This is a genomic window from Dysgonomonas sp. 216, assembly GCF_010501065.1.
Taxonomy (GTDB): domain Bacteria; phylum Bacteroidota; class Bacteroidia; order Bacteroidales; family Dysgonomonadaceae; genus QVMM01.
Genome location: NZ_QVMM01000001.1, coordinates 32,057 through 56,652, shown reverse-complemented (window position 1 = coordinate 56,652; position 24,596 = coordinate 32,057). Strand labels below are relative to the sequence as shown.

The window sequence follows — 24,596 nt, the reverse complement described above, 5'->3', positions numbered from 1 at the left end:
CTTAAAATAAAATATCCCGTTTGAAATTTCAAGCGGGATATTTTTATGTTAGAAAGGCTGTTTCCTATTTGTTTATTAGAGTAAATAACTCCTCTGCGGCCTTGCGTGGACCATCTTTAGTTTGTCCTTCAATAGCTAACGAAGTATATATTTCTCCGATTCTTGTTCCGGCTTGTTCCATATTCGAAAAATATTGACGAACTAGTTTCTCGGCCTTATCGCGTTCTTGTACAGGTCCGAATGGATTAGCGAAGTACGATTTAACCAATCCTTTTTCAGTAGTTGTTCCTTTAGCTTTACGGGCTCCGTCTTCAAATACTTTTATTGCTTTAGCCAGATCGTCAAAGAAACATACTTTCTGTTCGCTATCTGTATAATTATTAGCATAAAGCATATAGTCTACTTTGTAGCCTTTCATTATTATTTCGTAAGTCGAAACAGGAATAGTTATACGTGCATTTACTTTGTCCGGATTAGAATATATTCCGCGGTCTAGTTGTTCGTAAGCGTAAGCAGGATCAAGGTCGTCTATGCGAACAAAGGCTCCGATTTCTGTACCATAACCCTTAATAGTGCCATCTTCTTCTATTTTCAGGTAGCCCATATCGTCAAAAATTGTACGCATATGGCGGATATAGCTTTCGTTCAGGCTACGGAATGCTTCAAGACTTTCCGATTTTCCTGCGCCGCTATCTCCCATTATTATAACATTTGCTTCTTTTCCGTTGGTTAATAATACGTTAACCATAGCCCCGTGTATTGGTAAGCAATTGTTTTCCATTTGCTTAACATTGTGAAGGGTTAGAAGCATCTTTTTCATGTAGCCAAAATAATCTATATCGTCGCAATAGTTTGCGTAACCGATAAGGATGTCGTTTTTCTTGTCTTTATAATAAAAAGTTCTTTTTTCTTCGTGTCCGTCGGGATATCCGAATACATAAATGATATCGGGTTTTTTGCCTATATATTGGCTTTCTTTAGCCAACTCAAACAAATTGCATAGACCTAGTCCCTGATCGATAAAGTCTTTGTGGAAATAAACAAATGTAAGCATGTTACCAACCATAACAGGAAATACTAACCAGTCGTCGTCGCTTAATGCTAGGTTTTCGATAGGGTTTGTTTGATGTTCTTCAAAAATGCCATCTCTTGTATTACGTTTGGTGTAAGTAATTAATGGGGGATGGAATATTACCGAACTAATGAAAGGTATTGACGTTAATCCGTTATATTCAATCGGGCAATTCCATGATACATCGTTCAGCGTAAGGCCTGCGTTTGCACCTAAAATACGTTGACGGTAAACACGATATTGGTGTCCGGCTACTGTTTCTCCTACACGACGGTAAAGAGATAGTAACAACTCGTTAAACAAACCGTTTGCCTGTGTGAAGCGAACATTTTGAAGCCCTTCTCCCAAACGCTCGTTACGCACAATGGATATGCGTTCTATTCTACGCCAAAATTTATATAAAAGTTCGATAAGTTCTATGAATAAGTCCTTGTCGTCAAAAAATATCGAGAAAGTAGAGTCTGCTTTCAACACTTCTTCGGTTTCGCAAACCGAAAGAAATTTGAATACATTGATAAGCGAATTAACGAAGTCTTCCTCTTTTTTGAACGACTTCATATAGTGGTCATATACGATAACGTCGCTCTTTTTCAGGTTCTGAACAAAAACTTCCATCGTTTTTCTGAAACCATAACTATTTAGTATTTTCTGTCGGGTATCGCAAAATTTAAGCGAAAAATTTATCATAGCCTTGCCACGGCTAAGGGTGAATTCTTGTTGCATACTATTGTATTGGTTTGATTATTACTAATTTTTTCCTATAGTTTAAGCTTTCAAAAATAATCAATCTTTATCAAAAATGAATAATGGAAAGATCAAATTATTCACAAAAAGCTGATATTATTAGACATTTATCTAAACGATTATTGTATTGAATGATATTTATGTACTCTAACAATCGTAAGGTAATAGCTAAATGTTAATTTGTTTTATAAGGGTTTTAATCGAAGAAATCCAACCTTGCAAGTATCTGCAAGGTTGGATTTCTATTTTAATAATTCGTATTACGGTTTCTGTTTCAGTAATTTAGTTATTGTTTTACAATCTTCGTGCTGTAATATTTGCCTTCGGCGTTTACTTTTAATAAATATATACCTGTAGGTAACATGTTGATGTCAACCTTATTTTCTCCTGCATGCAAGTTGTAAAGTTGATGAACAGTAACTCCTGCCATATTATAAATTATTCCCGAAGCTTTTGCCTTGCTTTCGTCCGGTATTACAATTGTTAGTTCTGTTGAAGCAACGCTGGGATGTACATAAATTGAATTATTGTTATTCTGAATTTCTTCGTTTATGCTTAGAGGCATTTGTGATGCTCTGGCTGCAATGGTTCCTGTATCGTACGAATCGTCTCCCATATGTAGAAATGCATTGTCCTGAATTTTAGCAGCCGAACGAATTACTTTTTCGATAGTTGGGTTTTCGATTGGTCGATAAATGAAATATTGAGCATAAAATCCTCGTATATACCCATTTGGTAATTCTACATATCCTGTAGGAGGTGTTGCGTTTGGATCGTCAATTTTAACGATGCTGAAATCTGATGGAGAATATTGTCTGCTGCCAGCAACAGCCCATCTTACCTTTTTAAGCAAATCAATATCACTTGGGTTGTTTATGTCTGTAAGTTGACGCCACTCTCGGCTCAAGGTATCAATATTCTCAACCTTGATGAAGAGTTTGTAGCCTAATTCATTGTCTGTCAGACGACGGCAATAGCGTAATACCTTCCAGTCGGGGCTTCCGTATCCGTAATAGTTATTTATTAAATTTTTTCCGTCAGCAATCCGGTTCTCACGTTCTGTTTCAGTGGCTGTTTCTATCCAGTCGTGAATACAAATATGATTTTCTCTTGTCATGTAATAAACGGTGTAATCTTTTAAGGCAAAACCTCCGCGAGGGCCAATCCATCTATCCATTAAAGGGGTTCCGTTGTCGCGGTATATGGTTACTCGCTCGGTCATATGTTCCCATGGGGTGCCGGACAGATAGTTTTCTCCACCAACTAATCCGTTGCTCCAGAAGCTATAATTTATTGCTAACCTATAGCCATTTGGCATTTGTCCCCCAGCGCTCACGGTATATGGCTTGTAAATTCTCGCTTGTCCACTCATATTCTCCAATGCCAATTGTTTTATAAGTACCTTGAAAGCCTGTGTTTATACTTCTCTCGGTGTTTGTGTCAAAATCCCAGGCCTGAAACAATGGTCCGTCAGATCCTCCATATTCACTTATGTGAATGTGGATAGTACCTTCTTCCCCTTTCGTGAATGGATCGGGGCATAATTCTGAATTACTAGCTTGTAATTGCATTGTTAGGCAATACAATGCGCTAAAAATGAAGTACGTCGATAATTTTTTCATAATGTGTTAATTTAGATTATAGAAATCTCGCAATCGGGTGTAACCCCAAAGTGAGTTGTTTGCCTGTTTTTTAATGTGGGTAATGGGGTATTAAAACACAGAAAACTCTATTTGCTGAAAGCCTGAACTTGCAACTAATCAAAAATTTAGATAGTATAACTGATTAACCTAATAGTATTCACAAATGTAAACGTTTTTTTTATAAAAACAAATAATTATTAAAAATTAAGTAATTAAAATAAAAAAAATAACATTGACAAATTATAATGAAAACTAAATAATATCAGAAATAGCAGGGTTTACAGGATAAAGATTAAAATGGAAATTTACATCTGAGTAATATCTTGTATAAATAAAGGCAAATGAATTAAAAAGAATTTCGTAAAAGAAAAAAAAGACGTATTTTTGCAGCGCTAAAGATTGTATTAACAATTCGCATATAAGTAAATTATAAAAACAATTAACATGAGAATCGAACGTATTTTCGCACGTGAAATTTTGGATTCGAGAGGTAATCCTACAATTGAAGTTGACGTAACTCTTGAGAGTGGTGCTTTTGGCCGTGCTGCTGTTCCATCAGGAGCATCTACAGGTGAGCACGAAGCTCTTGAACTTCGTGATGGTGACAAAAAACGCTATCTTGGTAAAGGTGTTCAAAAAGCTGTAGAAAATGTAAACAAAGTTATTGCTCCTGCTCTTGAAGGAGATTGTGCTTTGAATCAGGTTGACATCGACAACAAAATGATCGAACTTGATGGTACTTCTACTAAATCTAAATTAGGTGCAAACGCTGTTCTTGGTGTTTCTCTTGCAGTAGCAAAAGCTGCGGCTAACTATCTTGATATTCCTTTGTATCGCTATATTGGTGGAACTAATACTTACGTTCTTCCTGTTCCTATGATGAATATCATCAACGGAGGTTCTCACTCTGATGCTCCTATCGCATTCCAAGAGTTTATGATCCGTCCTGTTGGTGCTCCTTCATTCAAAGAAGGTTTGAGAATGGGTGCTGAAGTATTCCACGCATTAGCAAAAGAATTTAAAGGAAGAGGTCTTAGTACTGCTGTTGGTGACGAAGGTGGTTTTGCTCCAACATTGGCAGGTACAGAAGATGCTCTTGACTCTATCATCAAAGCTATCAAAGCTGCAGGATATGAGCCGGGAAAAGATGTTACTATTGCTCTTGACTGTGCTGCTTCTGAGTTCTATGATAAATCGGCTAAAGTTTACGACTACAGCAAATTTGAAGGAGCTAACGGTGCAAAACGTTCGTCTAAAGAACAAGCTGAATTCTTGAAATCGTTGACAGAAAAATATCCTATCGATTCTATCGAAGACGGTATGGACGAAAACGACTGGGATGGATGGAAAGCTCTTACCGACATGATTGGTGATAAATGCCAATTGGTTGGAGATGACTTGTTCGTAACTAACGTTGATTTCTTGAAAAAAGGTATCGAAATGGGTTGTGCTAACTCAATCCTTATCAAAGTTAACCAAATCGGTTCGTTGACTGAAACTTTGAATGCTATCGAAATGGCTCACCGTGCAGGTTATACTTCTGTAACTTCTCACCGTTCGGGCGAAACTGAAGATTCTACAATTGCAGACATCGCAGTTGCTACAAATTCAGGACAAATCAAAACAGGTTCGTTGAGCCGTTCTGACCGTATGGCTAAATACAACCAACTACTTCGTATCGAAGAAGAATTGGGCAACCGTGCCGTTTATGGTTACAAACGTGTACAACGTGTGAAATAAGAAAACCGACTTCTTATATATACAGAGAAGACCGCATCCGAAAGGATGACGGTCTTTTTTTTGTTTTAGACGTACGCGAACGGCATTTAGGTTTTTATGGTAACTAATTAAAAAAAGCCGTTATTCGGGACGGGAGACACGATAAAAAAAATAGGTTACTGTTTAAGTAACCTATTTTTTATTCATATCGATTTATAATTAATCGTTGTACGTAGGTAATGATGAAAATTCTTTAGCGTATCTCATCATCTGATCCGTATAATTTTCAGTGTAAGTAACCTTGATGTCTGTAATTTTTCCATTTCCGTCTGTTATAGCCTCAAGAACAGGGTTTATAAAGCCTTTATATGGTTTTAATTCCAGTTTCTGGTAGCGTGCTATTATTTCGTTATGCAGAGTCTGATCTACCTTAACTGCATAGTCTTCTACTATTTGTTTAGCTGCATTGTAATCTCCTTCCGATTTTATGCGTTGTATTTCAGCTAAAAGTTCGCCAAACAGATTGCGCAGTTTAGTGTAGTCGTTAATTACAACAAATGTTTTACCATCGCGTTGTTTCATTTCTACAACATTATCAGGTTTGCCTTTTTCGAATACCCATTTAGCTATGAGTTGTCGGTTACGCATATGCGATTCTTCAATATTCTTGCCGGCTTCTATGCGGGTAAGCTGCGTCATTAACCCATTCATCATGAATTTGTAGTATTCGGCTTTATAAGCGTCGGCATCGGAAAGAATGCCTAACTCTATGAGTTTAGGGTCGGCTACATAATATAGTCCGAATAAATCGGCGCGGGTTTCTTCAATAGTCGAACCATGCTCTTTCATTGCATCGGCGCTAACACCGGCAAGGAGCTGTCCCGATCCGTGACCAAGTATTTCGTGCAAGTCGGTGTGTAATATATCGGTTTGGAATCCGAAATTATGTAACAGGTCTAATTCTGCTTGCGACCAAACAAACTCTTCGTTAAATCCGCTATGTTCAGCAGCTTTATCGTAAGCATCCATAATGTTTTCGATAGTTACCGATTTCGAGCCATAGTCTTTGCGAATCCAGTCGGCATTAGGCAAGTTTATACCGATAGGGGTTGCAGGATAGCAATCGCCGCCAAGTTGAGCAACAGTGATAACTTTTGCTGTTACACCTTTTACTTTCTCTTTTCTGAAACGTGGGTCGATAGGCGAATGGTCTTCGAACCATTGAGCATTGCTGCTTATCATTTCGGTACGTTTGGTTGCCTTCATATCTTTGAAGTTCACAACCGACTCCCAGCTTGCTTTCATGCCTAATGGATCTCCATAAGTTTCGGTAAATCCGTTCACAAAGTCTATTCTCGATAACGAATCTTGTACCCATGCAATGGCATATTGGTCGTAAGTTTTTAAGTCACCGGTTTTATAGAAAGAGATAAGTTCTTCAATCACTTTTACCTGAGCGTCGTTTTCGGCAACTGCTTTAGCTTTTTCCAGCCAGTTTACAATACGTTCGATAGCAGGAGAGTATAAGCCCCCTACTTTCCATGTCTTTTCTGAAACAATGCCGTTCTCTTTAACCAGACGACTATTAAGTCCGTAAGATATAGGTGTGTGGTCGTTCGGGTCTTTCATTTTACCATAAAATGCTTCAACATCGGCTTGTGTTACACCTTCGCCGTAGTAGTTGTTTGCAGATGTTACGATAAGGTCTACTCCCGACTCCTGATTTACCTTTTTAGGCATTACGGCAGGGTCAAACATAATGGGTTCTATCATCGCTAAGAAATCGTCAATAGATTGTCCTTCTTTTACCGGAACTTTGTCAGCAGGTAGTGCGCGCACTTGTTTTTCAAAAAACTCGTTTGAGAATCCGGGAAGGAATTTTTCTTCGCCATAATGATGATGTATTCCATTCGAAAACCAAACTCTTTTTAAGTAGGTTTCAAACTCCTTGTACTCTTTGTTTGTTTTATCGCCGTCGAAGTTTTCATAAATGGCTTCGAGCGTCCGTCTTATAGCAAGATTGTATCTTCCGTTTTGATCGAAAAGAATATCCCGCCCTTCTGTTGCTGCTTGCGACAGGTAGTAAAGCATTTCTTTCTGTTGCAGGTTTAATGATTCGAAGCCGGGTACCTTGTACCGTAAAATCTGGAGGTCGGCAAATGCATCAACCTCGTACTTGAAATCGTCCTGCGAAGTTTGTTCTTTATCTTTACAACTCCCCAGCATCATAGACATTCCAGCCATAGCCATTATTGCAAATTTTTTCATTTGAGAATTATTGATTTAAAAATTTATTTATGCTTTCATTTATATCTTTCAATGTTAGTAGCACTGCTTCTTCTTGAAGTAGTTTTCTCTTTTCGTCGTTGTTGAATGCCTTTTTGTCTTTTTCCTCTTTGACCCCTAAAAATTCTTTTGTCGAAATGTCGGTATGTGGTATTAAACCTGTCCTAACATCCATAATCATTGCCTGAGTAGTAGCAAAGGCTTTATGATTGCTGGAGAATACTTTGTGTTTAGTATATATATTCCCTTCCGAAATAGAATAAACTAGCACTATATCGGCTTGCATTCTCACAGCAGCTTCACGAATAGTAGAGAAACTTGGGTTTGCTCCGGTCATCATGTTTGGTATCCATAATGTGGCTTTTATTCGTGTGTTATTGTCTAAGTTTTCTTTCAGGCAATCTATGTATTTTTGACGCGAAGTAAGGTAGTCGTTTTGATTATAATAATAGTATCTGTTTGCTTTTGTATTTTCTATGCTGATAATAGCAACTCTTAATTCTTTAGGTAAACTATAATGTCCGTCAAGTAATCGTTTTATATTATCTTCTGTTATTTTTGCTGATTCGTCTTTAAATAGCGATTCGGTTATTTCATTATCGGCATATTCTGTAGTGTAAGCATTTTCTCTATTAACAGAGCATGAAACTAGAACTGCAGATGTTATTATAAGTAATATCAGTTTTTTCATTTTGTGATTTTTTGTATAACTACAAAGTTAATTTTATTTATTAACAACAAAAAAAAGACTATTCGTTATTTCTAACGAATAGCCTTGATATAACTAAAATATAGTTGAATTTGAGAAAATTTAACCTCGTAAAACCAATAGTGGTGTATCGGAATGGAAGAGCATTTTTCGTGAAACACTAGGGCTGAACATACGTGCAAATATGTTTCGCTTGGCTGTTGTCAGGGCTATAATGTCTATTTCCGATTTGGTAACAAACGAATCAAGGCTTTTCAGCATATCATCGCTATCTATCAGTACGTAATCGGTTTCAATATCGGGGTATTGTTTCTTGAAATAGGCTCTGATGCCTTCCATTTTTATCTCATCCCACTTGTCGCGTTTTTTGTTAGCTATGTGAGTGATAAATACTTTGATTTTATAATTTTTCAAGAATTTCATCATTAAATCGAATGAAACCAAATCGCGCTGACTAAAATTAGTAAGGAATGTTACATTCTTTACTTCGTGTATATCACTAAAATGTGTGTTTTCGGGAATGGCTAGTAACGGTATCCGTGTCATTTCAATAACTTCTGCTGTAACACTACCTATCAAATCGGCATCTTTTTGATCCTTGCCTCTGGTTCCCATAATAATTAGCGCAGGTTTGTATTCCTTTGTAAACGACACTATTTCTTCTTCGGGCAAACCTTCCTTCAATACATACGAGTAGTTGATTGGAGGAAAATCGCCGGATGCAATTTTTTCGTCAATTACATTACATAATTTTTTTATGTCGGCTCTAACCTTGTCTATTATATTCTGGAAACTTCCGTCTTCTTTGGCTTGGTAGGCAAATACTTCTGCCATAGGTAAAGCTGTAGGGTAGTAGGGATTGAAATAAACGTGTAGAATTTTAACTTTGGCATTAATTTCTTTTGCCAGATTAAAGGCTATGCGACATGCTTTTAACGAATAGTCCGAGAAATCAACCGGGACTAAAATCCTTCTGCGTCCGTCGTCGGTTCTGTAAGTCTCAGGTTCGTCGTAACTGAATAGGTGTCTGTTTTCTACAACATTCAGTGCTTTAGGCAAGTCTGTTTCTTTTATTCTTACACGAACACCGGGCGAGGAATTAGAATGATCGTTATCGATCTGCTCGATGGATACAAATATTCCTTCGCTTTCTAAAACTGATTTCAGAATGCGTGCTTTTTCCGGAGTATGAATAGCCAACGTTACTAATTTCCCTTCCATAATGTTTTTATTTTTTTGATTCGTCAATTAATTCCATTGCAATATCCAGAATGGTTGTGTCGTCTAGCGATACTAAACCACCGGATGGCCCCGATTCTATATGGATGCCGCAACTTTCTCCTTCTTTAAAATTTTGACCTCCAAAATAGTTTCGGATTGTTTCTGCCGAAACATTCAACCTGTCTGCAATTCTTTGCATACTTCCATCAGGCAAACTATCTTTAATTTTGCGAAGCTCTGAAAACGTTATAGTTTTTGTCATGATGATAAATTTTTATTAGGTTAATAATGTTATGTCTCTAAAGTTAATAAAAAACTTTTGATACATACAACATTTATTCCTAAAAATAAGTTATCACCAAACTGTATAATATTATACCCAGTACAGTTATTCCAAGGGTAATCATTATTATGTTGGCGTGAGTCTTGTTGTAGAAAGAGGTTTTAAGCTCAGCTGCTGATAATTTAAATATTTTTGCTTTGCAATATTGATAGAGTAGATATATGAGGTAGCCGAGTATCGATCCGAGCATAATGCCTCCTATTATGTCGGAGACAAAATGTACACCCAGATATATACGCGAATAGCAGGTAATCAAAGCCCATGCAAACAGGCAGACGGTGAGCCAGCGTACTCTGAATACTAATGATGTAAACATGGCTACTCCAAATCCGTTTGCGGCGTGTGCCGATATAAAACCAAATCGCCCACCCTTATATCCATCAACAATAAGAACTTCGTTCATGAAATCGGGGTGATGTGTTGGTCTGTAACGGGTAAATAAGGGTTTTATAACTCCTGCTGATATTTGGTCGCACAGTGTTGCCAATAAAGCAAAGCATAGCAGAAATAAAACGGCATATTGCCATTTTGTTTTGTAAAATATAGTAAACAGCAGTGTTGCAGCTAACGGAACCCAAATAAGTTTTCCTGAGTAAATCATCATAAATGAATCCCAGAAATCGTTATGATGATTATTTAACCATAAAAAAAGATCACGTTCGTAAGGTAGGGTTTCTTCAACAATACTGGTTCCTGGCTCCATGCTTTATTTTTTATATAATCTCAAGTTGGTCGCGTGTCATCCATCCCACATTCCCATTTTCTATTTCTATTTCCAGCCACCTTCCGTCGTCTTTCGTAATTCTTACTTTTGTGCCTGCATGGATGATAAACAACTCTTTACTGTTAATGTCGGGCGAATTTTTAACCGAAACCGAGCCAGCCATAATAATTGCGGTGTTTCGGTCGGTTAATTTATTCTTTTGTCTGACAGAAAATACATTGCTTAAAATTAAGAACGCAAAAATAATAATACCAGTATAAAATGCAGTTTTTTTAACTGTGATTTTTTTAGTGAATAAAAAGAAGCTAAGTGTAATGATAAATAATAAGAATAGCATTATTGCTAATTGTGCCCAAGCATTTGAACCCTGAAGGTTTTGTACAGCCTCGAACCACGATTGCAGAAAAAATGTGTCTACTCCTTCTATTTTGTCCTCTATCCGGGTGCGTGCATATGCGATATTATGACGTATATCTCTGTCGCCCGGATCTAATAGTAAGGCTTTTTCGTAGTAAAGCAAAGCCTTTGCTACTTCGTTGTCGCGAAAATAGGCATTCCCCAAATTGTAAAATAAGTCGGACGATTCGAAATCTATTTCTTTTAGTTTTTCTATCTCTTTTTCGAATAGTTCGATAGCTTTTGCATAGTTTTCAGCCTGATATGCCTGTATAGCCTCTTTAACGTTTTTTTCAACGTTGTCGGGGATCTCAATTTCTTTTTGTTCTCTTATTGCTTTTTGCTCTTGTATCGAATCCTGTGCTGTTACAGAAACCGGAATGAGAAGCAATATTAAATGTAAAATTATATTGTCGATTATATTATTTCCTTTCATAATTCTAAACTGTTTTTCCGACTGTGTTTAGTTATTATTTTTTCTTTTTCTTTATTGCATTGTCCATTTCGCTGATGGCATTTACTGTTTGCTCGTACAGCTTGTCCATTGCATTTTCCGATTCGGCCGGTGCGTATCTGGCAAATTCGCCGGTGTCGAGTATTGATATGAATGTTGCTGCAAGCGATTCTGATATACCATATTTCGAAAGTTCTTGTTCTATATTATCGCGATTGAGGTTTGCTGCCGGAATAGATAGTTTGTCGCTGAGATATCCCCATGTTGCCCGAAGTATCTCTTCGTAGAATTTTTCTTTATTATGTTCTTTCAAATATATTCCTGCGGTTTTCAATCGTTTGGCTGCCATTTTATTTGCTTTACGGGTTTTCATTAAAGCAATGTTTGCATTTTGTTGTATCTGTTTTCGGCGAACTATAAATACAATAATGAAAATTAAAAAAGGAATAGCATACCAAAGTATATAGGCTGTTGTGCCAAAGAAGTAAAAGTTGAGCTCCTGATAGTTCCGCATATCGGTTTTCAGGAAGCGAATATCCTGAATTGCCTGCACCTCGTTTTGTTGGGTGTAGGTTATGGCAGTGTTACTTCCTGCATTCGGGTCTTTTGCTACGCTTAACTTGTATGCTTTTGTCGATAATGTTTTATATGTTTTCGACTTTGTGTCGAAATATGAGAACTGGATGGGCGGAATAGTATATTCGCCCTGATGACGGGGGATAAACAGGTATTCGATACTTTTCTTTCCGGTCAGCCCGTTGTCTACTATCTTAAAATTGTTGGTTATTTTGGGGTCGTATGATTCAAAATCGGTAGGAAGCTTTATTTCAGGGGTACGAAGAAGCTTCATGTTTCCTGTTCCTGTTATATCAAGTGCAATGGTAATAGCATCATTTGCTTTTACATTGGTAGCCGATATTTTATCGGTAATATTGAATGAGCCTACGGCATTCGAAAAACTTACAGGTTTTCCTACCGGTAGAGGCGATACATCAATGGTTACAGGGCTTGTTGTTAGAGTTTTCTTTACATCAACCGGTACTTCCTCCGGTCCGAAAAATGTCATTACCCTACGTCCGGAAGGCACTGAGAATATCATCTCCATTTTTCCCGTCGGAATAGTAATCTTACCTGATCGTTGAGGAAATAACAGGCTCTTTTTTATGTCGATAGCAAAATAATTCCGCCCGTTATAATGTTCAAGATTCAACTTACGGTTGCTTGGTAGTTCAAATTCTTCGACCATAAAGCCCTCAAATTCGGGGAACTCTATCTTACCTATGTTTTTTACATCATATATTGTGTAAAACTTGAATGTTACAACAAAGGCTTCTTGTTCGTTAACTTTTGTTTTGGATACAATTGCCCTGATGAAGGCATCGTCGGCATTCACAGTTCCACCTCCTCTTGTTCCTGTGCCTGCTCCGGAAGTTCCTCCTGCTTGCGAGTTACCTTGGTTTTGGTTTTGCCTTGTCTGATCGGGAGGCAGTACTTTAATTGTCAGCTGATTTGTGTTATAGGTTTTCCCGTTTGCTGTAATTGATGCAGCGGGAATAGTGTATGTCCCTTCAGTTGTTCCCATCAGGACATAGGAGTACGATTCGGTTGTTTCAGAGGTTGTTTTGCCATTGATGCTACTGAAATTGCTGCCCCGCGATACGGTGGGTCCGAAAAGAATATCGAATCCTTTTATCTCGGTCGGAAATTTCGCATTGCTGCCCTCTGCATTGCGAAGAATAAAAGTGAGTCTGAATTGTTCTCCTTTGATGACTGCAGTTGGGGCATTTGCTTGAAAACTAACTTCCTGAGATTGAATAATCCCAATGTTTACAAAAATAGCTAATAATAAAAACAGTTGTTTTCGCATTGTTTTTATATGGTTTAGAATATACATTTACCAGTCTTTATTTTGTCTTCTGTTTTCTTCGTTTTGTTTCTGAAGCTCAGCGGCTTTCATTTGACGAACTTTCTCCTGAGTTTCTTTTTCATCCTGTTCTATGGCTTGCAACATTTGACGTGCGTTGTCTTGCGATAACTGCTCTTCTTGTTGCTGCTCCTCAGGTTTTTTATCTTTTTTCTGATCCTGATCCTTCTGATCTTGTTTATCGTCTTTCTTATCGTCTTTTTGGTCTTGTTGATCCTGTTTCTGATCTTGTTTGTCGTCTTGTTGCTGATCGTCGTTCTGATTTTCCTGATCTTGTTTCATTTTTTTTACAACAGCCAGATTATATCGTGCATCTTCGTCTTTCGGATTGGCTCGCAAAGCATTTTTATAAGCTTCTTCTGCTTTTTGCAAATCCTTTTTCTTTAAAAACGAATTGCCCATGTTGAAGTATGCAGCACCAATGTCTTCGTTCTTTTCATGTTCAAGAGTCAGATAATGCCCATATTCGGCTATTGCTTCGTCAAACCTGTTTTGCTTGTAGTATGTATTTGCCAAATTATAAGAGGCCTCTTTTGCTGTAGGATCTTTAACTATTGCCGATTTAAAATTACTTTCGGCAACGTTGTAGCGTTGCTCCAAAAAAGCTTTGTTTCCGGTTCTTATTGAGTCGCGAACTTCTTTTTGTGCCGAAACTCCTAAAACGGAAAATAATAGTATAATTGTAAATAGTCCTTTTTTCATACTTGTGTCACAATCACAGTTTTAAATAAATAAAAATTCCTGAAACTGCATTATTTAAATATTCTAACATTTCTGAATATTCTGTTCTTCTTATCAAAAATACATATTTCGAGGAGTAACAGAACGAGTATTACCCATGCAAAAAGATGGAATTTCTCATCATACTCCGAGTAGGCGAAGCCTTCGTATTCTTTTTTCTGTAGTTTTTCGAGATGTGCCTGTAAGCTTTTAAGGGCATTGTTTGTGTTGTCGGCACGTACATATAAACCTTTTCCGGCTTCTGCTATCTCTTTACACATTTGTTCGTTTAGCTTTGTAACCACAATGTTCCCCTCGTTATCCTTTTTGTTCTCATTACTGTACTGAGACATAGGGATGGGTACACCTTCCAGCGATCCGATACCGACAACATTGACCATAACATTGTGTTCGGCAGCGCGGGCAGCCATTTCAACAGCATTACCGTCGTGATTTTCGCCATCGGTTATTATAATCATCGCTTTATCTATATCTTTTTCGCTGGTAAAACTGTTCATCCCGATATTGATTGCATTACCTATAACCGTGCCTTGTACCGGTACTAATGAAGGGGTTATGCTTTCGAGGAATATCTTTGCCGATTGGTTGTCCGATGTCATTGGTAATTGTACATAGGCTTCGCCAGCAAAAACAACAATGGCAACTTTATCGTCTTTCCGCTCATCAATAATACGAGTAAGCATTTGCTTGGCTTTAGAGAGCCTGTCGGGGCTAATATCTCTGGCAAGCATCGAGTTTGATACGTCGATAGCGATAACTAACTCAATACCCTTGCGCTCAACTTTGTCTTTTTTTGTTCCAAACTGAGGTCGGGCAACCATAAATATACCTAGAGTAATGGCTGCAAAAATAAGCCAGAATTTAAGATACGATCTTTTTAAAGACATTTCGGGCATCATCAGCTTTACTGTAGCCAATTTGCCAATTTTTTGTACATCCTTTTTTTTGCGGATGTTCATGTATAAGAAACCCGCAATAATGAAGGGTAGCAGTACCAATAAGTATAAAAATTCCGGATTATGAAATCGAAACATAATTCAAATAATTTTTTATTAGTTTACGGAATACTTCTGAACAATGTACGGCGAAGTACAAGTTCAACAAAAATTAAACCGAGTGCAAACAGTGCGAAAGGAAGGTATAATTCCTGTCGTTTTGTTATATTATTTACCTTGATAAGATATTTTTCCATTTCGTCTATCTGGTTGTATATTTCCCGAAGGCTGGTATTATCCGTAGCCCGGTAATATTCGCCGCCTGTTATACTTGCAATTTCGGTAAGCACACGCTCATCGATGTCAACAGGTATATTCTGTATTCGTTCTCCGTACGGAGTTTGAACAGGTGCGGGAGCTGTGCCTTGCGAGCCGACTCCAATGGTATATACCCTGATTCCGAACGATTTTGCAAGTTCGGCTGCTGTAAGAGGGGCTATTTGTCCACGGTTATTCGAACCGTCGGTCAGCAAGATTACAACGCGCGAAGACGATTTGCTGTCTTTGAGCCTGTTTACTGCATTTGCAAGTCCTAAACCTATTGCTGTACCGTCTTCAATCATTCCGTACTTAACTTCATTCAGCAGGCTAAGTAAAACGCCATGATCGGTGGTTAGGGGACATTGTGTAAAACTTTCTCCGGCAAATATAACGAGCCCGATATTGTCTCTTTCTCTATCGGTAACAAATTCGGAGGCCACTTTTTTGGCGGCTTCTAAACGGTTGGGCTTAAAATCCTGAGCGAGCATCGTTCCCGATACGTCAAGCGCCATAATTATATCTATACCTTCCGATTCTGATTCGTCCCAACTGGTAACCATTTGAGGGCGTGCTAATACCACTATTATTAGTGCGATTGCAGCCAACCTAAATAAAAACAGAACATGACGAAGCGGTACTTTTATCGATGAAGTTTTCCCTCTGAATGCCGATATGGACGATAATTTGAATGTCGCCTGCATTTTTCGCAGTTTTACAACATACCAAGCAATAAGCGGGATTAGTAGTAATAGCAAATATAAATATCCGGGATTTACAAATTCCATTTTTTCGATCGTTTATTTTCTATTAGCTTTATTAAAATCAATGTCTTGGCTTTGGTTATCTTCATTATCCGAAGTTTCGTTGTTTTGCCAGTGTTCCTCTTCGTTGTTTGATTCTTCCGGAGTGGGTGGCTCAATTTTTGTTTGATTTACAAACAAGAATGAATTAACCAAACTCAGGTCGTTTTCGTTAGGCAGAGGTGTATATTTTGCAAACTTAACCAAATCGGCAAGTTTTAATACTTGAACAAGGCTTTCGGTCGACGAATCGGCCTGTTCGAATATTTTTATGGTTTGAAGAATTTCATCCGAGGTTTTCTCAAATGCTCTTATTCCAAAACGTTTTTCTATATATTCTCTTAATATATCAGTCAGATCGGTATAAAATTGTTTTTCTTTTCCTTGTTGCCATATTTTCTCTGCTTTTATTTTGTCAAGAGCCTGCAAGGCAATAACATGCGGAGGTAAAATAGATTTGGGCTTGAAGTAATATCCTTTCTCTTTTTTTCGGAATGCCATATACAACCCTGCGCCTATCAGCGCTAAAAGAGCCAGTATTGCCAACACCACCCATATGTATTGAAGATAATCCTGCCAAACAAAAGGAGGCTCCATGTTATCTTTAATGTCGGGTAAAGCCATTTTCTCGAAATCGATGGAGTCGGTTTGCTGAGCCTGCATTTGAGCAAGATAAGCCAGTGTAGAGTCTTTTAATACAGGAGAAATAACTTTAATACCGAAGCTATTGGTTTTTATGGTGTCGGTTCCGTCTATGACTTCCAATCCCGGAACAAAATACAATAACGAATCGAAAGAGGTTATGATATATTGTTGTTTTATAGTCATAACTTCTTCTGCAATTATTGTATCGGGCGATAGTGCTCGTAACACTTCTATTCCGGCAATTAAAGTGTCGGCGTAAGACGGAAGTATAATGCTTCTGCCTTTAGGTGCTATTATCTCAAGGTTTACGGCGGCTTGTTCCCCAATTTGTATTTCCGACGGACTTACAGTTACCCTTGCCGAGGTTCGTTGGGCATAGGCTGTAATACTCGTTATAAGCGAGCAACAAATAATACTTAGTACAATATAATTTTTTATTCCTTTCATAAAGTTATAAAAAGTTTAAGTCCTAACCTCTTTGTCTAAACAAAGAAAGCATGGCTTTAACGTAATCTTCATCAGTACGGATCGATATGTTATCCACACGGCTTCTGGTAAAAGCTTTTTGCCTGTAATGTTCATTTCTGTCATCAAACCATCTTTTGTATTCGTTTCGGGTTGCCTTCGACGATGTGTCTATCCATACTTCTTCACTTGTCTCGGCATCAATTAGCTTCATTAACCCTACCGATGGTAATTCAGTTTCTCTTGGGTCGTAAACCTGCATTGCTATTATATCGTGCTTTCTGTTAGCGATAGTCAATGCGTTTTCGTAATCGTAAGTATCGATAAAGTCAGAAATGAGAAATGCAGTACAGCGTTTTTTTATAGCATTGGTCAGATATTGCAAAGCTATATTTAAGTCGGTGTTGTTGTTTTCGGGTTCAAAATTTATCAATTCACGTATAATGTATAATATATGCTTTTTCCCTTTTTTAGGAGGAATGAATTTTTCAATTTTATCCGAAAAAAATATTACACCTATTTTGTCGTTGTTTTGTATTGCCGAAAATGCCAGAGTGGCTGCAATTTCTGTTACAATATCACGTTTCATCGAATTTGTTGTTCCGAAGTTTAAACTTCCCGAAACATCAACCAGAAGAACAACTGTCATTTCGCGTTCTTCTTCAAATATTTTGATGTAAGGGCGGTTGTAGCGTGCCGTAACATTCCAGTCAATATCGCGTATATCGTCGCCATACTGATACTCCCGAACCTCAGAGAATGCCATACCCCGCCCTTTGAAGGCCGAGTGGTATTCGCCCGCAAAAATATTTTGCGATAATCCGCGGGTTTTTATTTCTATCTGACGTACTTTTTTTAATAATTCGCTTGTTTCCATAATCTTTTTTTAGCTATTAGCTATCAGTTATTAGCTTTTGGTATGGCTAATAAGTATAAAAAGCGAAGCCGACAGAATTGTATTTAACAAGTCGGCTATCAACCCAAATTATGGTACCTCTATTTTGTTCAGTATTTCGCTTACTATTTCGTCGGCAGTAACATTGTTGGCTTCGGCTTCGTATGTTAACCCTATACGGTGGCGCATAACATCGTGACATACGGCGCGCACGTCTTCAGGTATTACATATCCTCTGCGTTTAATAAATGCATATGCACGGGCAGCTAAAGCCAAATTGATAGATGCACGGGGCGAAGCTCCGAATCCGATCATGCTTTTTAGCGAGTTCAGCCCATTTTCGGCAGGGAAACGGGTTGCGAAAACTATATCGATAATATATTTCTCGATTTTTTCGTCCAGATACACATCTTTTACTACCTTTCTCGATTCTATTATTTCGTCGGCTTTTAATACCGGGCTAAGCGGAGGGTATCCTCCCGAAATATTTTGGCGAAGAATTAATTTTTCTTCTTCTTTTTGAGGGTAGTTTATAATTACTTTTAGCATAAAACGGTCTACCTGTGCTTCGGGTAACGGATAAGTTCCTTCTTGTTCTATCGGGTTTTGTGTAGCCATTACAAGGAATGGATGAGGCAGCTTATATGTTTTTTCGCCAATAGTAACCTGACGTTCCTGCATGGCTTCGAGCAAAGCACTCTGAACTTTAGCCGGAGCACGGTTTATCTCGTCGGCAAGAACGAAATTCGAAAATACCGGACCATGTTTTACCAAAAATTCTTCATCTTTCTGGCTGTAAATCATTGTACCTACAACATCGGCGGGCAATAAGTCGGGGGTAAACTGAATACGGTTATATTTGGCGTCGATAAGTGAAGCCAGAGTTTTTATTGCTAGTGTTTTAGCCAAACCGGGTACTCCTTCCAGCAGAATGTGCCCATCGGATAATAACCCGATAAGGAGTGATTCTACAAGATGTTTTTGCCCTACAATGACTTTGTCCATTCCCATTGTAAGCATTTCAACAAAAGCACTTTTACTTTCGATACGCTCGTTTAATTCCCTAATATCAACTTGAGCCATAGCTTTAGATGTTTTATATGTGTTTATGTTTAATATTTGATTATTTTTTTCACTTTGACAAAAATAGAAACGTTAAATTTGAAAATGCCTATTTTGGCGTTAAAAATAATTAAGGTATTAGCATAAGTGCTGCTATTAAATACTTATTTGTTTTATAAATGCTAAAGAATGGATGAAACAGCGTTAAAAGTACAATAAAACAAGTTTTTTATAAAAAAGGCAAAAGTGCGGTCAAACACTCTTCAAATGTTTTAAATATTCAAATGATGTTATATATTTACTCAGGTTTCGAAACAATATTTATATTTGCGATGGATAAGAATTGAAGAAATGATACGAAATGCAAAACTGTTTGGTTTATTCGCGATGATATTTGTAGTGTCGGCTTGTTCCGAGCATACAGAAATATCGTTTATTTGCGAAAAAGATGCCGAAAATAATTATGTGCTGAAATGGGAAGTTTTTCCCGAAAAAGATAGTGCGAGAATTGAAATATTCGAGTCCGATAACGATTCTGTGTTTTCCGGCGATCCCGTGAAAGTAACTTATGTGAATGATTATATTGCTGTACTGCCTTCGCAGAAAAATAAGGTTCGCGAATTTTTTAAATTAAAGATAGGACGAACTACATCCTCTATAATCTCTAATCGTTTTTTTGATTTGGATGGAGTGCAAAATTTTAGGGATGTTGGCGGTTATGTTACCCGTGCCAATAAACAAATGCGTTGGGGTAAAATTTTCAGATCGGGGTACTTGACAAATATGTCTGAAGCGGATAAGGATGTCTTAAAGGGATTAGGTGTTAAAACAGTGGTGGATTTGAGAAGCAACAAGCATTCTTCGCAAAAACCAAAAACCGGAGTTTTTACAAATTATATAACATTACCAATAAGTGTAAATAATTTTAATGAGGAAGTAAAGGATCAAATTCTTGAGGGCCGTTTTCTTAAAGGCGACGCACATATTTATACTCAGGATTGTTATCGGATACTGATTGATGATTATACTGCTCAACTAAGTGCGTTTTTTGATATTCTGCTGGATGAAAATAATTATCCGCTGGTATATCATTGCGGATATGGAAAAGACCGTACAGGGATTGTTACATACTTGTTGTTGAAAGCTTTGGACGTACCAACCGGTGTTGCCGAAGATGATTATTTGTTATCGAATAATTATATTGATCGCTCGCTGATTATTAGCGATAAAAACAGACCGGATATGCCGGGGTCGATGAAGGATGCAGTTATGATGCTTGTAACGGCCGATTTGTCGCAGTTGCGATATGCGGTGTCCTGCATGAAAAAGAAAAGCGGATCGGTTGACGATTATATGTTGAAGGAACTGAAACTGACCCACGAAAAAAGAGAAAAATTGAAACAAATATTACTCTATAACTAGTCTGCAATGTTGCTTCGGTAACATTGTTAGAGGCGGGAATGTCTGCCTCGGAAATAAAAAGAGGTATAGTCGTATAATATTGGACTGTACCTCTTTTGTTTAAAAATACGTTGAGAAAATATTTGCGGTTCTGAAAAACAATTACCTTTGTTATATGATGGAATTACGTACAGTAAATGTAATACGATATATAACTCCTTTGCGGGAGGGTGGGTCTTTGCCTGCTTTGGCCGAAGCCGATGATGGTTTTAAATATGTTGTAAAATTCAGAGGATCGGGGCATGGAACAAAGATGCTTGTCAGCGAATTGATTGGTGGGGCTATTGCGCATACACTAGGGTTCAGGCTTCCCGAGATGGTTTTTATTAATCTGGACGAGGCTTTTGGGCGAACGGAAGGAGACGAAGAAATTCAGGATTTATTACAAGCCAGCAGAGGGCTGAATATGGGACTTCATTTTTTGTCGGGAGCATTAACTTTCGATCCGTTAGTTACAGTGCCCGATGCAAAAACGGCTTCGCAAATACTGTGGATGGATGCTCTGTTGACTAATGTAGACAGAACAGCAAAAAATACAAATATGCTGATGTGGCATAAAGAATTATGGCTGATCGATCACGGTGCATCACTTTATTTTCATCATTCGTGGGTTAATTGGGAGAAATATGCATTAAGCCCTTTCCCTCAGGTAAAAGACCATGTGATGTTGCCTTATGCTACGGAATTGGAGATTGTGGATAAAGAATTTAAAAATATACTTACCCCCGAAAAGATAGAAGAAATAGTAAACTTGTTACCTGACGATTGGTTACATTGGGGTGGGGTAGACGAATCGCCTGATGATATACGGAGGGTGTACGTCGGCTTTTTGAACGAAAGATTAAAGCATTCGGAAGTATTTATAAAAGAAGCGCAACATGCAAGGAAAGCACTTATATGAGTATGCTGTTATTCGTGTTGTGCCAAGGGTGGAACGCGAGGAGTTTATAAATGTCGGGATCATTATGTTTTCGAAAGCAACAAAGTATCTGAAAGCCCAATATCAGGTTGATGAAAATAAATTACGTTTATTCTCGTCGGAATTAGATATTGATACATTGTATGCAAATCTGAATGTGTTTGATTTTATATGTTCGGGTAATGCTGAAGGAGGTTATATTGCAACGCTGGATATACCCGAACGTTTTCGTTGGCTTACGGCAGTTCGGAGTACATCCATACAAACTTCGCGTCCCCATAGTGGCTTTTCGGGTGATCTGGATGCTACTTTTGAGAAATTGTTTCGGGAGATGGTGTTGCCTTGAATTTTATTTTTTTTGATTGTATAGTATGCAATATATTTTGACTCAACAAAATATTGCATATCTTTGTGTTATGACTACAACATTTAAATCGGATTTGGTTTAGTAAACAGTCTGCGTGTTTTATGCAGATTGTCCTTTCGTTTACTCTCGGATAACTCTTTTCGGGAAGAATTCTTATATTATTATAATTTAAATTTTTAAACTGTGTGCAACGATGAAGGCGTTGTTATGCTTTCTGTGCATGCAAAATACATTAATACAATGAGTAACGAAAATAAAACAATTCACGAATTCGATTTTAGCTTAATCTGCGAATTTTTTTCCAATATGGAACGACAGGGACCCGGAAGTCCGGAAGTGACACAAAAAGCACTGGGCTTTGTTGATAATCTGACCGAGAAATCCCTTATTGCCGATATTGGTTGCGGTACGGGCGGGCAGACAATGGTATTGGCGCAGCATGCACCAGGACGGATTACTGGTCTTGACTTGTTTCCCGATTTTATCGATATCTTCAATCGTAATGCCGAGCAGTTAGGCTTGCACGATCGGGTAAAAGGTGTTGTGGGGTCGATGGATAATCTTCCTTTTCAGACAGGGGAACTAGACCTGATTTGGTCGGAAGGGGCTATTTATAACATCGGCTTTGAACGGGGGCTGAACGAATGGCGTAAATACTTGAAAACAGGAGGTTATATTGCAGTTTCAGAGAGTTCGTGGTTTACAGACGAACGCCCAGCGGAAATCAATGATTTTTGGATGGAGGCATATCCTGAAATAGACACTATTCCCAATCAGGTAGTCAAAATTCATAGGGCAGGATATCTTCCTATTGCTACTTTTATTCTGCCTGAAAATTGCTGGATAGAGCATTACTTTGCAAAAAAGATAAAAGCCCGGGAGATTTTTCTTGATAAATATGCGGGAAATAAAGCTGCTGAAGAATTCATGGAACTTCAGCCTCGCGAAGAAGAATTATACCGCAAGTATAAGGAATTTTATGGCTATACGTTTTTCATCGCAAAAAAGATAGGATAACAAGCTGAAAAAGAAAGAGGGTGAATTTTGATTCACCCTCTTGTCTATTGTAGTTGCTTATACAAAAGCTTGCTTTATTGAAATTTTGCGGCGATAGTTTTCTTTTGCCTGATACATGATAGGTAAAACTGAAATATTGAGTATTTTCGTCAGACGAAAACGTAATAAATGAATAATAAACCATATAAAGAATTCGGAAGCTTTTTGTCAGAGTATTTTCCCCATAAGGTTCAGAAAATATCTGTAAATGCGGGTTTTACATGCCCCAATAGGGACGGAGTAAAAGGTGTTGGTGGGTGTACCTATTGCAATAATCAGAGTTTCAGCCCCGGTTATGGACGCGATGTTCGTACTGTAACTGAACAGCTGAAGGATGGCATTGACTTCTTTTCGCATAAGTATCCCGATATGAAGTATCTGGCCTATTTTCAATCGTACACAAATACGTATGATAGTCTGGAATCTTTGATCGCGAAATACGAAGAGGCTTTGAGTTATCCTGGTGTTGTAGGGCTGATAATAGGAACTCGTCCCGACTGCATGCCCGATGATTTGCTGAAATATTTTGAGGAACTCAAAAACAGAACTTTTCTGATGATAGAGTACGGCATTGAGTCTACACTCGATTCTACACTTAAATTTATAAACAGAGGACATTTTTTTAACGATAGCAGATTGGCTATCGAAAAAACAGCTCAGGCGGGAATATTTACCGGTGCGCATATGATATTAGGTTTGCCCGGCGAATCGCATGAACAGATACTGGAGCATGCCCGTGTTTTATCGAGGCTGCCACTGACTACAATTAAATTGCATCAGCTTCAATTGATAAAAGGAACGGTTATGGCGAAGCAGTATGCCGAAAATCCTTCGTTATTTAATTTATTTACAGTAGATAAGTATATTGATCTGTGTATTGACTTTGCCGAATTGTTAAACCCTTCGTTTGTTATAGAGCGCTTTGTGTCGCAGTCGCCAAAGTCGTTGTTAATAGCGCCCGATTGGGGGGTGAAAAATTTTGAATTCACAGCAAAGGTATTGAAGCGGTTCGAGGAACGGAATACGTGGCAGGGGAAATTATACAAAGAGTAGAAATAAAACTATGGTTGAAATATATTATGAAGATGAGTGCTTCGAAAGCCGGACTTTCGAAGTGAAAGAAGTATCGGGTGCAGTGTTCGACAATTGCACGTTCAAGAAGTGCGATTTGTCAGAAATGAAACTGTTTGGAACTCGTTTTGTCGATTGCTCCTTTGTCGATTGCAATTTAGCAATGATTACATTAAATGAAGTGCAGTTGGCAAACGCAGAGTTCGATAATTGCAAAATACTGGGAGTGGATTTTAGTTTGTGTTCTACTTTTTTGTTTAGCGTGAAGTTTAATAAGAGTGTTGTGGATTATTCTCTGCTTAAAGGACTTAAAATATCGGGGACTTCTTTTATTGATTGCAGTCTGAAATATACCGATTTTGCTGATGCCGACCTGAGTAAATCTCAGTTTATCCGTTCTAATCTCGAAGGTGCTATGTTTGAGAATACAAATTTGCGCGAAGTTGATTTTACTACGGCTTATGGTTATTCTATCGATCTGGACAGAAATGTTATGAAAAAGGCACGTTTCTCGTTGCAGGGAGTTATGGGATTATTAGGGAAATATGATATCAGAATAGAGTAGTTGCGGGCGCGAGTGTCGGAAAACAATATTGTTATGTACTCTTGTTTCTTTTTATGGA

General features: G+C 37.9%; 23 protein-coding genes. 7 read left to right on the top strand and 16 right to left on the bottom strand.

The window, feature by feature from the left end; genetic code table 11:
• Positions 1-64: 64 nt before the first annotated feature.
• The 3 genes from D0T53_RS00245 to D0T53_RS00235 all read right to left on the bottom strand — a co-directional run bounded on the left by D0T53_RS00245 (position 65) and on the right by D0T53_RS00235 (position 3,438).
• On the bottom strand, positions 65-1,795 hold the full coding sequence (locus D0T53_RS00245) for a phosphoenolpyruvate carboxykinase (RefSeq protein ID WP_163263886.1): 1,731 nt from the start codon (positions 1,793-1,795) through the stop codon (positions 65-67).
• Between the two features lie 307 nt (positions 1,796-2,102).
• The gene (locus D0T53_RS00240; protein ID WP_163263884.1) at positions 2,103-3,188 is read right to left on the bottom strand and encodes a T9SS type A sorting domain-containing protein; all 1,086 of its coding nucleotides are present in this window, start codon (positions 3,186-3,188) and stop codon (positions 2,103-2,105) included.
• Positions 3,118-3,438, bottom strand: coding sequence for a hypothetical protein (locus D0T53_RS00235; RefSeq protein WP_163263882.1), 321 nt, complete (start codon positions 3,436-3,438; stop codon positions 3,118-3,120). The genes D0T53_RS00240 and D0T53_RS00235 overlap by 71 nt, the downstream gene beginning before the upstream one ends.
• A 465-nt stretch (positions 3,439-3,903) precedes the next feature.
• On the opposite strand from D0T53_RS00235, the gene eno reads away from it, so the two are divergent.
• Positions 3,904-5,199, top strand: coding sequence for a phosphopyruvate hydratase (gene eno / locus D0T53_RS00230; protein WP_163263879.1), 1,296 nt, complete (start codon positions 3,904-3,906; stop codon positions 5,197-5,199).
• 198 nt (positions 5,200-5,397) lie between these two features.
• Here eno and D0T53_RS00225 read toward each other — a convergent pair whose 3' ends face one another.
• The 13 genes from D0T53_RS00225 to D0T53_RS00165 form a co-directional block, all read right to left on the bottom strand.
• Positions 5,398-7,446: a dihydrofolate reductase gene (locus D0T53_RS00225; RefSeq protein WP_163263877.1), complete on the bottom strand. Its 2,049-nt coding sequence runs from the start codon at positions 7,444-7,446 to the stop codon at positions 5,398-5,400.
• A 7-nt stretch (positions 7,447-7,453) separates the two neighbouring features.
• Entirely contained in the window at positions 7,454-8,155 is a 702-nt protein-coding gene (locus D0T53_RS00220) for a hypothetical protein (protein WP_163263875.1), read from the bottom strand.
• A 120-nt stretch (positions 8,156-8,275) separates the two neighbouring features.
• Positions 8,276-9,394 (bottom strand): universal stress protein, encoded by a 1,119-nt coding sequence (locus tag D0T53_RS00215; RefSeq protein WP_163263873.1) that lies wholly within the window; start codon positions 9,392-9,394, stop codon positions 8,276-8,278.
• A 7-nt stretch (positions 9,395-9,401) separates the two neighbouring features.
• Positions 9,402-9,656: a DNA-binding protein gene (locus tag D0T53_RS00210; RefSeq protein ID WP_163263871.1), complete on the bottom strand. Its 255-nt coding sequence runs from the start codon at positions 9,654-9,656 to the stop codon at positions 9,402-9,404.
• Positions 9,657-9,735: 79 nt separating this feature from the next.
• Positions 9,736-10,440, bottom strand: coding sequence for a phosphatase PAP2 family protein (locus D0T53_RS00205; protein WP_163263869.1), 705 nt, complete (start codon positions 10,438-10,440; stop codon positions 9,736-9,738).
• Positions 10,441-10,450: 10 nt separating this feature from the next.
• Positions 10,451-11,293 carry a tetratricopeptide repeat protein gene (locus D0T53_RS00200; protein ID WP_163263867.1) on the bottom strand — a complete coding sequence of 281 codons (843 nt, stop codon included), beginning with the start codon at positions 11,291-11,293 and terminating at the stop codon, positions 10,451-10,453.
• A 34-nt stretch (positions 11,294-11,327) separates the two neighbouring features.
• A complete protein-coding gene (locus tag D0T53_RS00195) occupies positions 11,328-13,178 on the bottom strand; it encodes a BatD family protein (protein ID WP_163263865.1) in 1,851 nt (616 codons plus the stop codon).
• Positions 13,179-13,205: 27 nt separating this feature from the next.
• A complete protein-coding gene (locus D0T53_RS00190; protein WP_163263863.1) occupies positions 13,206-13,937 on the bottom strand; it encodes a tetratricopeptide repeat protein in 732 nt (243 codons plus the stop codon).
• A 50-nt stretch (positions 13,938-13,987) separates the two neighbouring features.
• Entirely contained in the window at positions 13,988-15,010 is a 1,023-nt protein-coding gene (locus D0T53_RS00185) for a VWA domain-containing protein (protein WP_163263861.1), read from the bottom strand.
• A 23-nt stretch (positions 15,011-15,033) separates the two neighbouring features.
• Complete coding sequence (locus D0T53_RS00180) at positions 15,034-16,017, bottom strand: VWA domain-containing protein (RefSeq protein WP_163263859.1); 984 nt, start codon at positions 16,015-16,017, stop codon at positions 15,034-15,036.
• 12 nt (positions 16,018-16,029) lie between these two features.
• Entirely contained in the window at positions 16,030-17,124 is a 1,095-nt protein-coding gene (locus D0T53_RS00175) for a hypothetical protein (RefSeq protein WP_163263857.1), read from the bottom strand.
• A 22-nt stretch (positions 17,125-17,146) separates the two neighbouring features.
• Positions 17,147-18,019 (bottom strand): DUF58 domain-containing protein, encoded by an 873-nt coding sequence (locus tag D0T53_RS00170; RefSeq protein ID WP_163263855.1) that lies wholly within the window; start codon positions 18,017-18,019, stop codon positions 17,147-17,149.
• A 108-nt stretch (positions 18,020-18,127) separates the two neighbouring features.
• The gene (locus D0T53_RS00165; protein WP_163263853.1) at positions 18,128-19,120 is read right to left on the bottom strand and encodes a MoxR family ATPase; all 993 of its coding nucleotides are present in this window, start codon (positions 19,118-19,120) and stop codon (positions 18,128-18,130) included.
• A 330-nt stretch (positions 19,121-19,450) separates the two neighbouring features.
• On the opposite strand from D0T53_RS00165, the gene D0T53_RS00160 reads away from it, so the two are divergent.
• The 6 genes from D0T53_RS00160 to D0T53_RS00135 all read left to right on the top strand — a co-directional run bounded on the left by D0T53_RS00160 (position 19,451) and on the right by D0T53_RS00135 (position 24,538).
• Positions 19,451-20,521, top strand: coding sequence for a tyrosine-protein phosphatase (locus D0T53_RS00160; protein WP_163263851.1), 1,071 nt, complete (start codon positions 19,451-19,453; stop codon positions 20,519-20,521).
• A 157-nt stretch (positions 20,522-20,678) separates the two neighbouring features.
• Positions 20,679-21,461: a HipA family kinase gene (locus D0T53_RS00155; RefSeq protein ID WP_163264402.1), complete on the top strand. Its 783-nt coding sequence runs from the start codon at positions 20,679-20,681 to the stop codon at positions 21,459-21,461.
• Positions 21,439-21,825, top strand: coding sequence for a DUF3037 domain-containing protein (locus D0T53_RS00150; protein WP_163263849.1), 387 nt, complete (start codon positions 21,439-21,441; stop codon positions 21,823-21,825). The genes D0T53_RS00155 and D0T53_RS00150 overlap by 23 nt, the downstream gene beginning before the upstream one ends.
• A 228-nt stretch (positions 21,826-22,053) precedes the next feature.
• Entirely contained in the window at positions 22,054-22,863 is an 810-nt protein-coding gene (locus D0T53_RS00145; RefSeq protein WP_185152958.1) for a class I SAM-dependent methyltransferase, read from the top strand.
• A gap of 168 nt (positions 22,864-23,031) precedes the next feature.
• Positions 23,032-23,955 (top strand): TIGR01212 family radical SAM protein, encoded by a 924-nt coding sequence (locus tag D0T53_RS00140; RefSeq protein WP_163263845.1) that lies wholly within the window; start codon positions 23,032-23,034, stop codon positions 23,953-23,955.
• Between the two features lie 10 nt (positions 23,956-23,965).
• Entirely contained in the window at positions 23,966-24,538 is a 573-nt protein-coding gene (locus D0T53_RS00135; protein ID WP_163263843.1) for a pentapeptide repeat-containing protein, read from the top strand.
• Positions 24,539-24,596 lie beyond the last annotated feature (58 nt).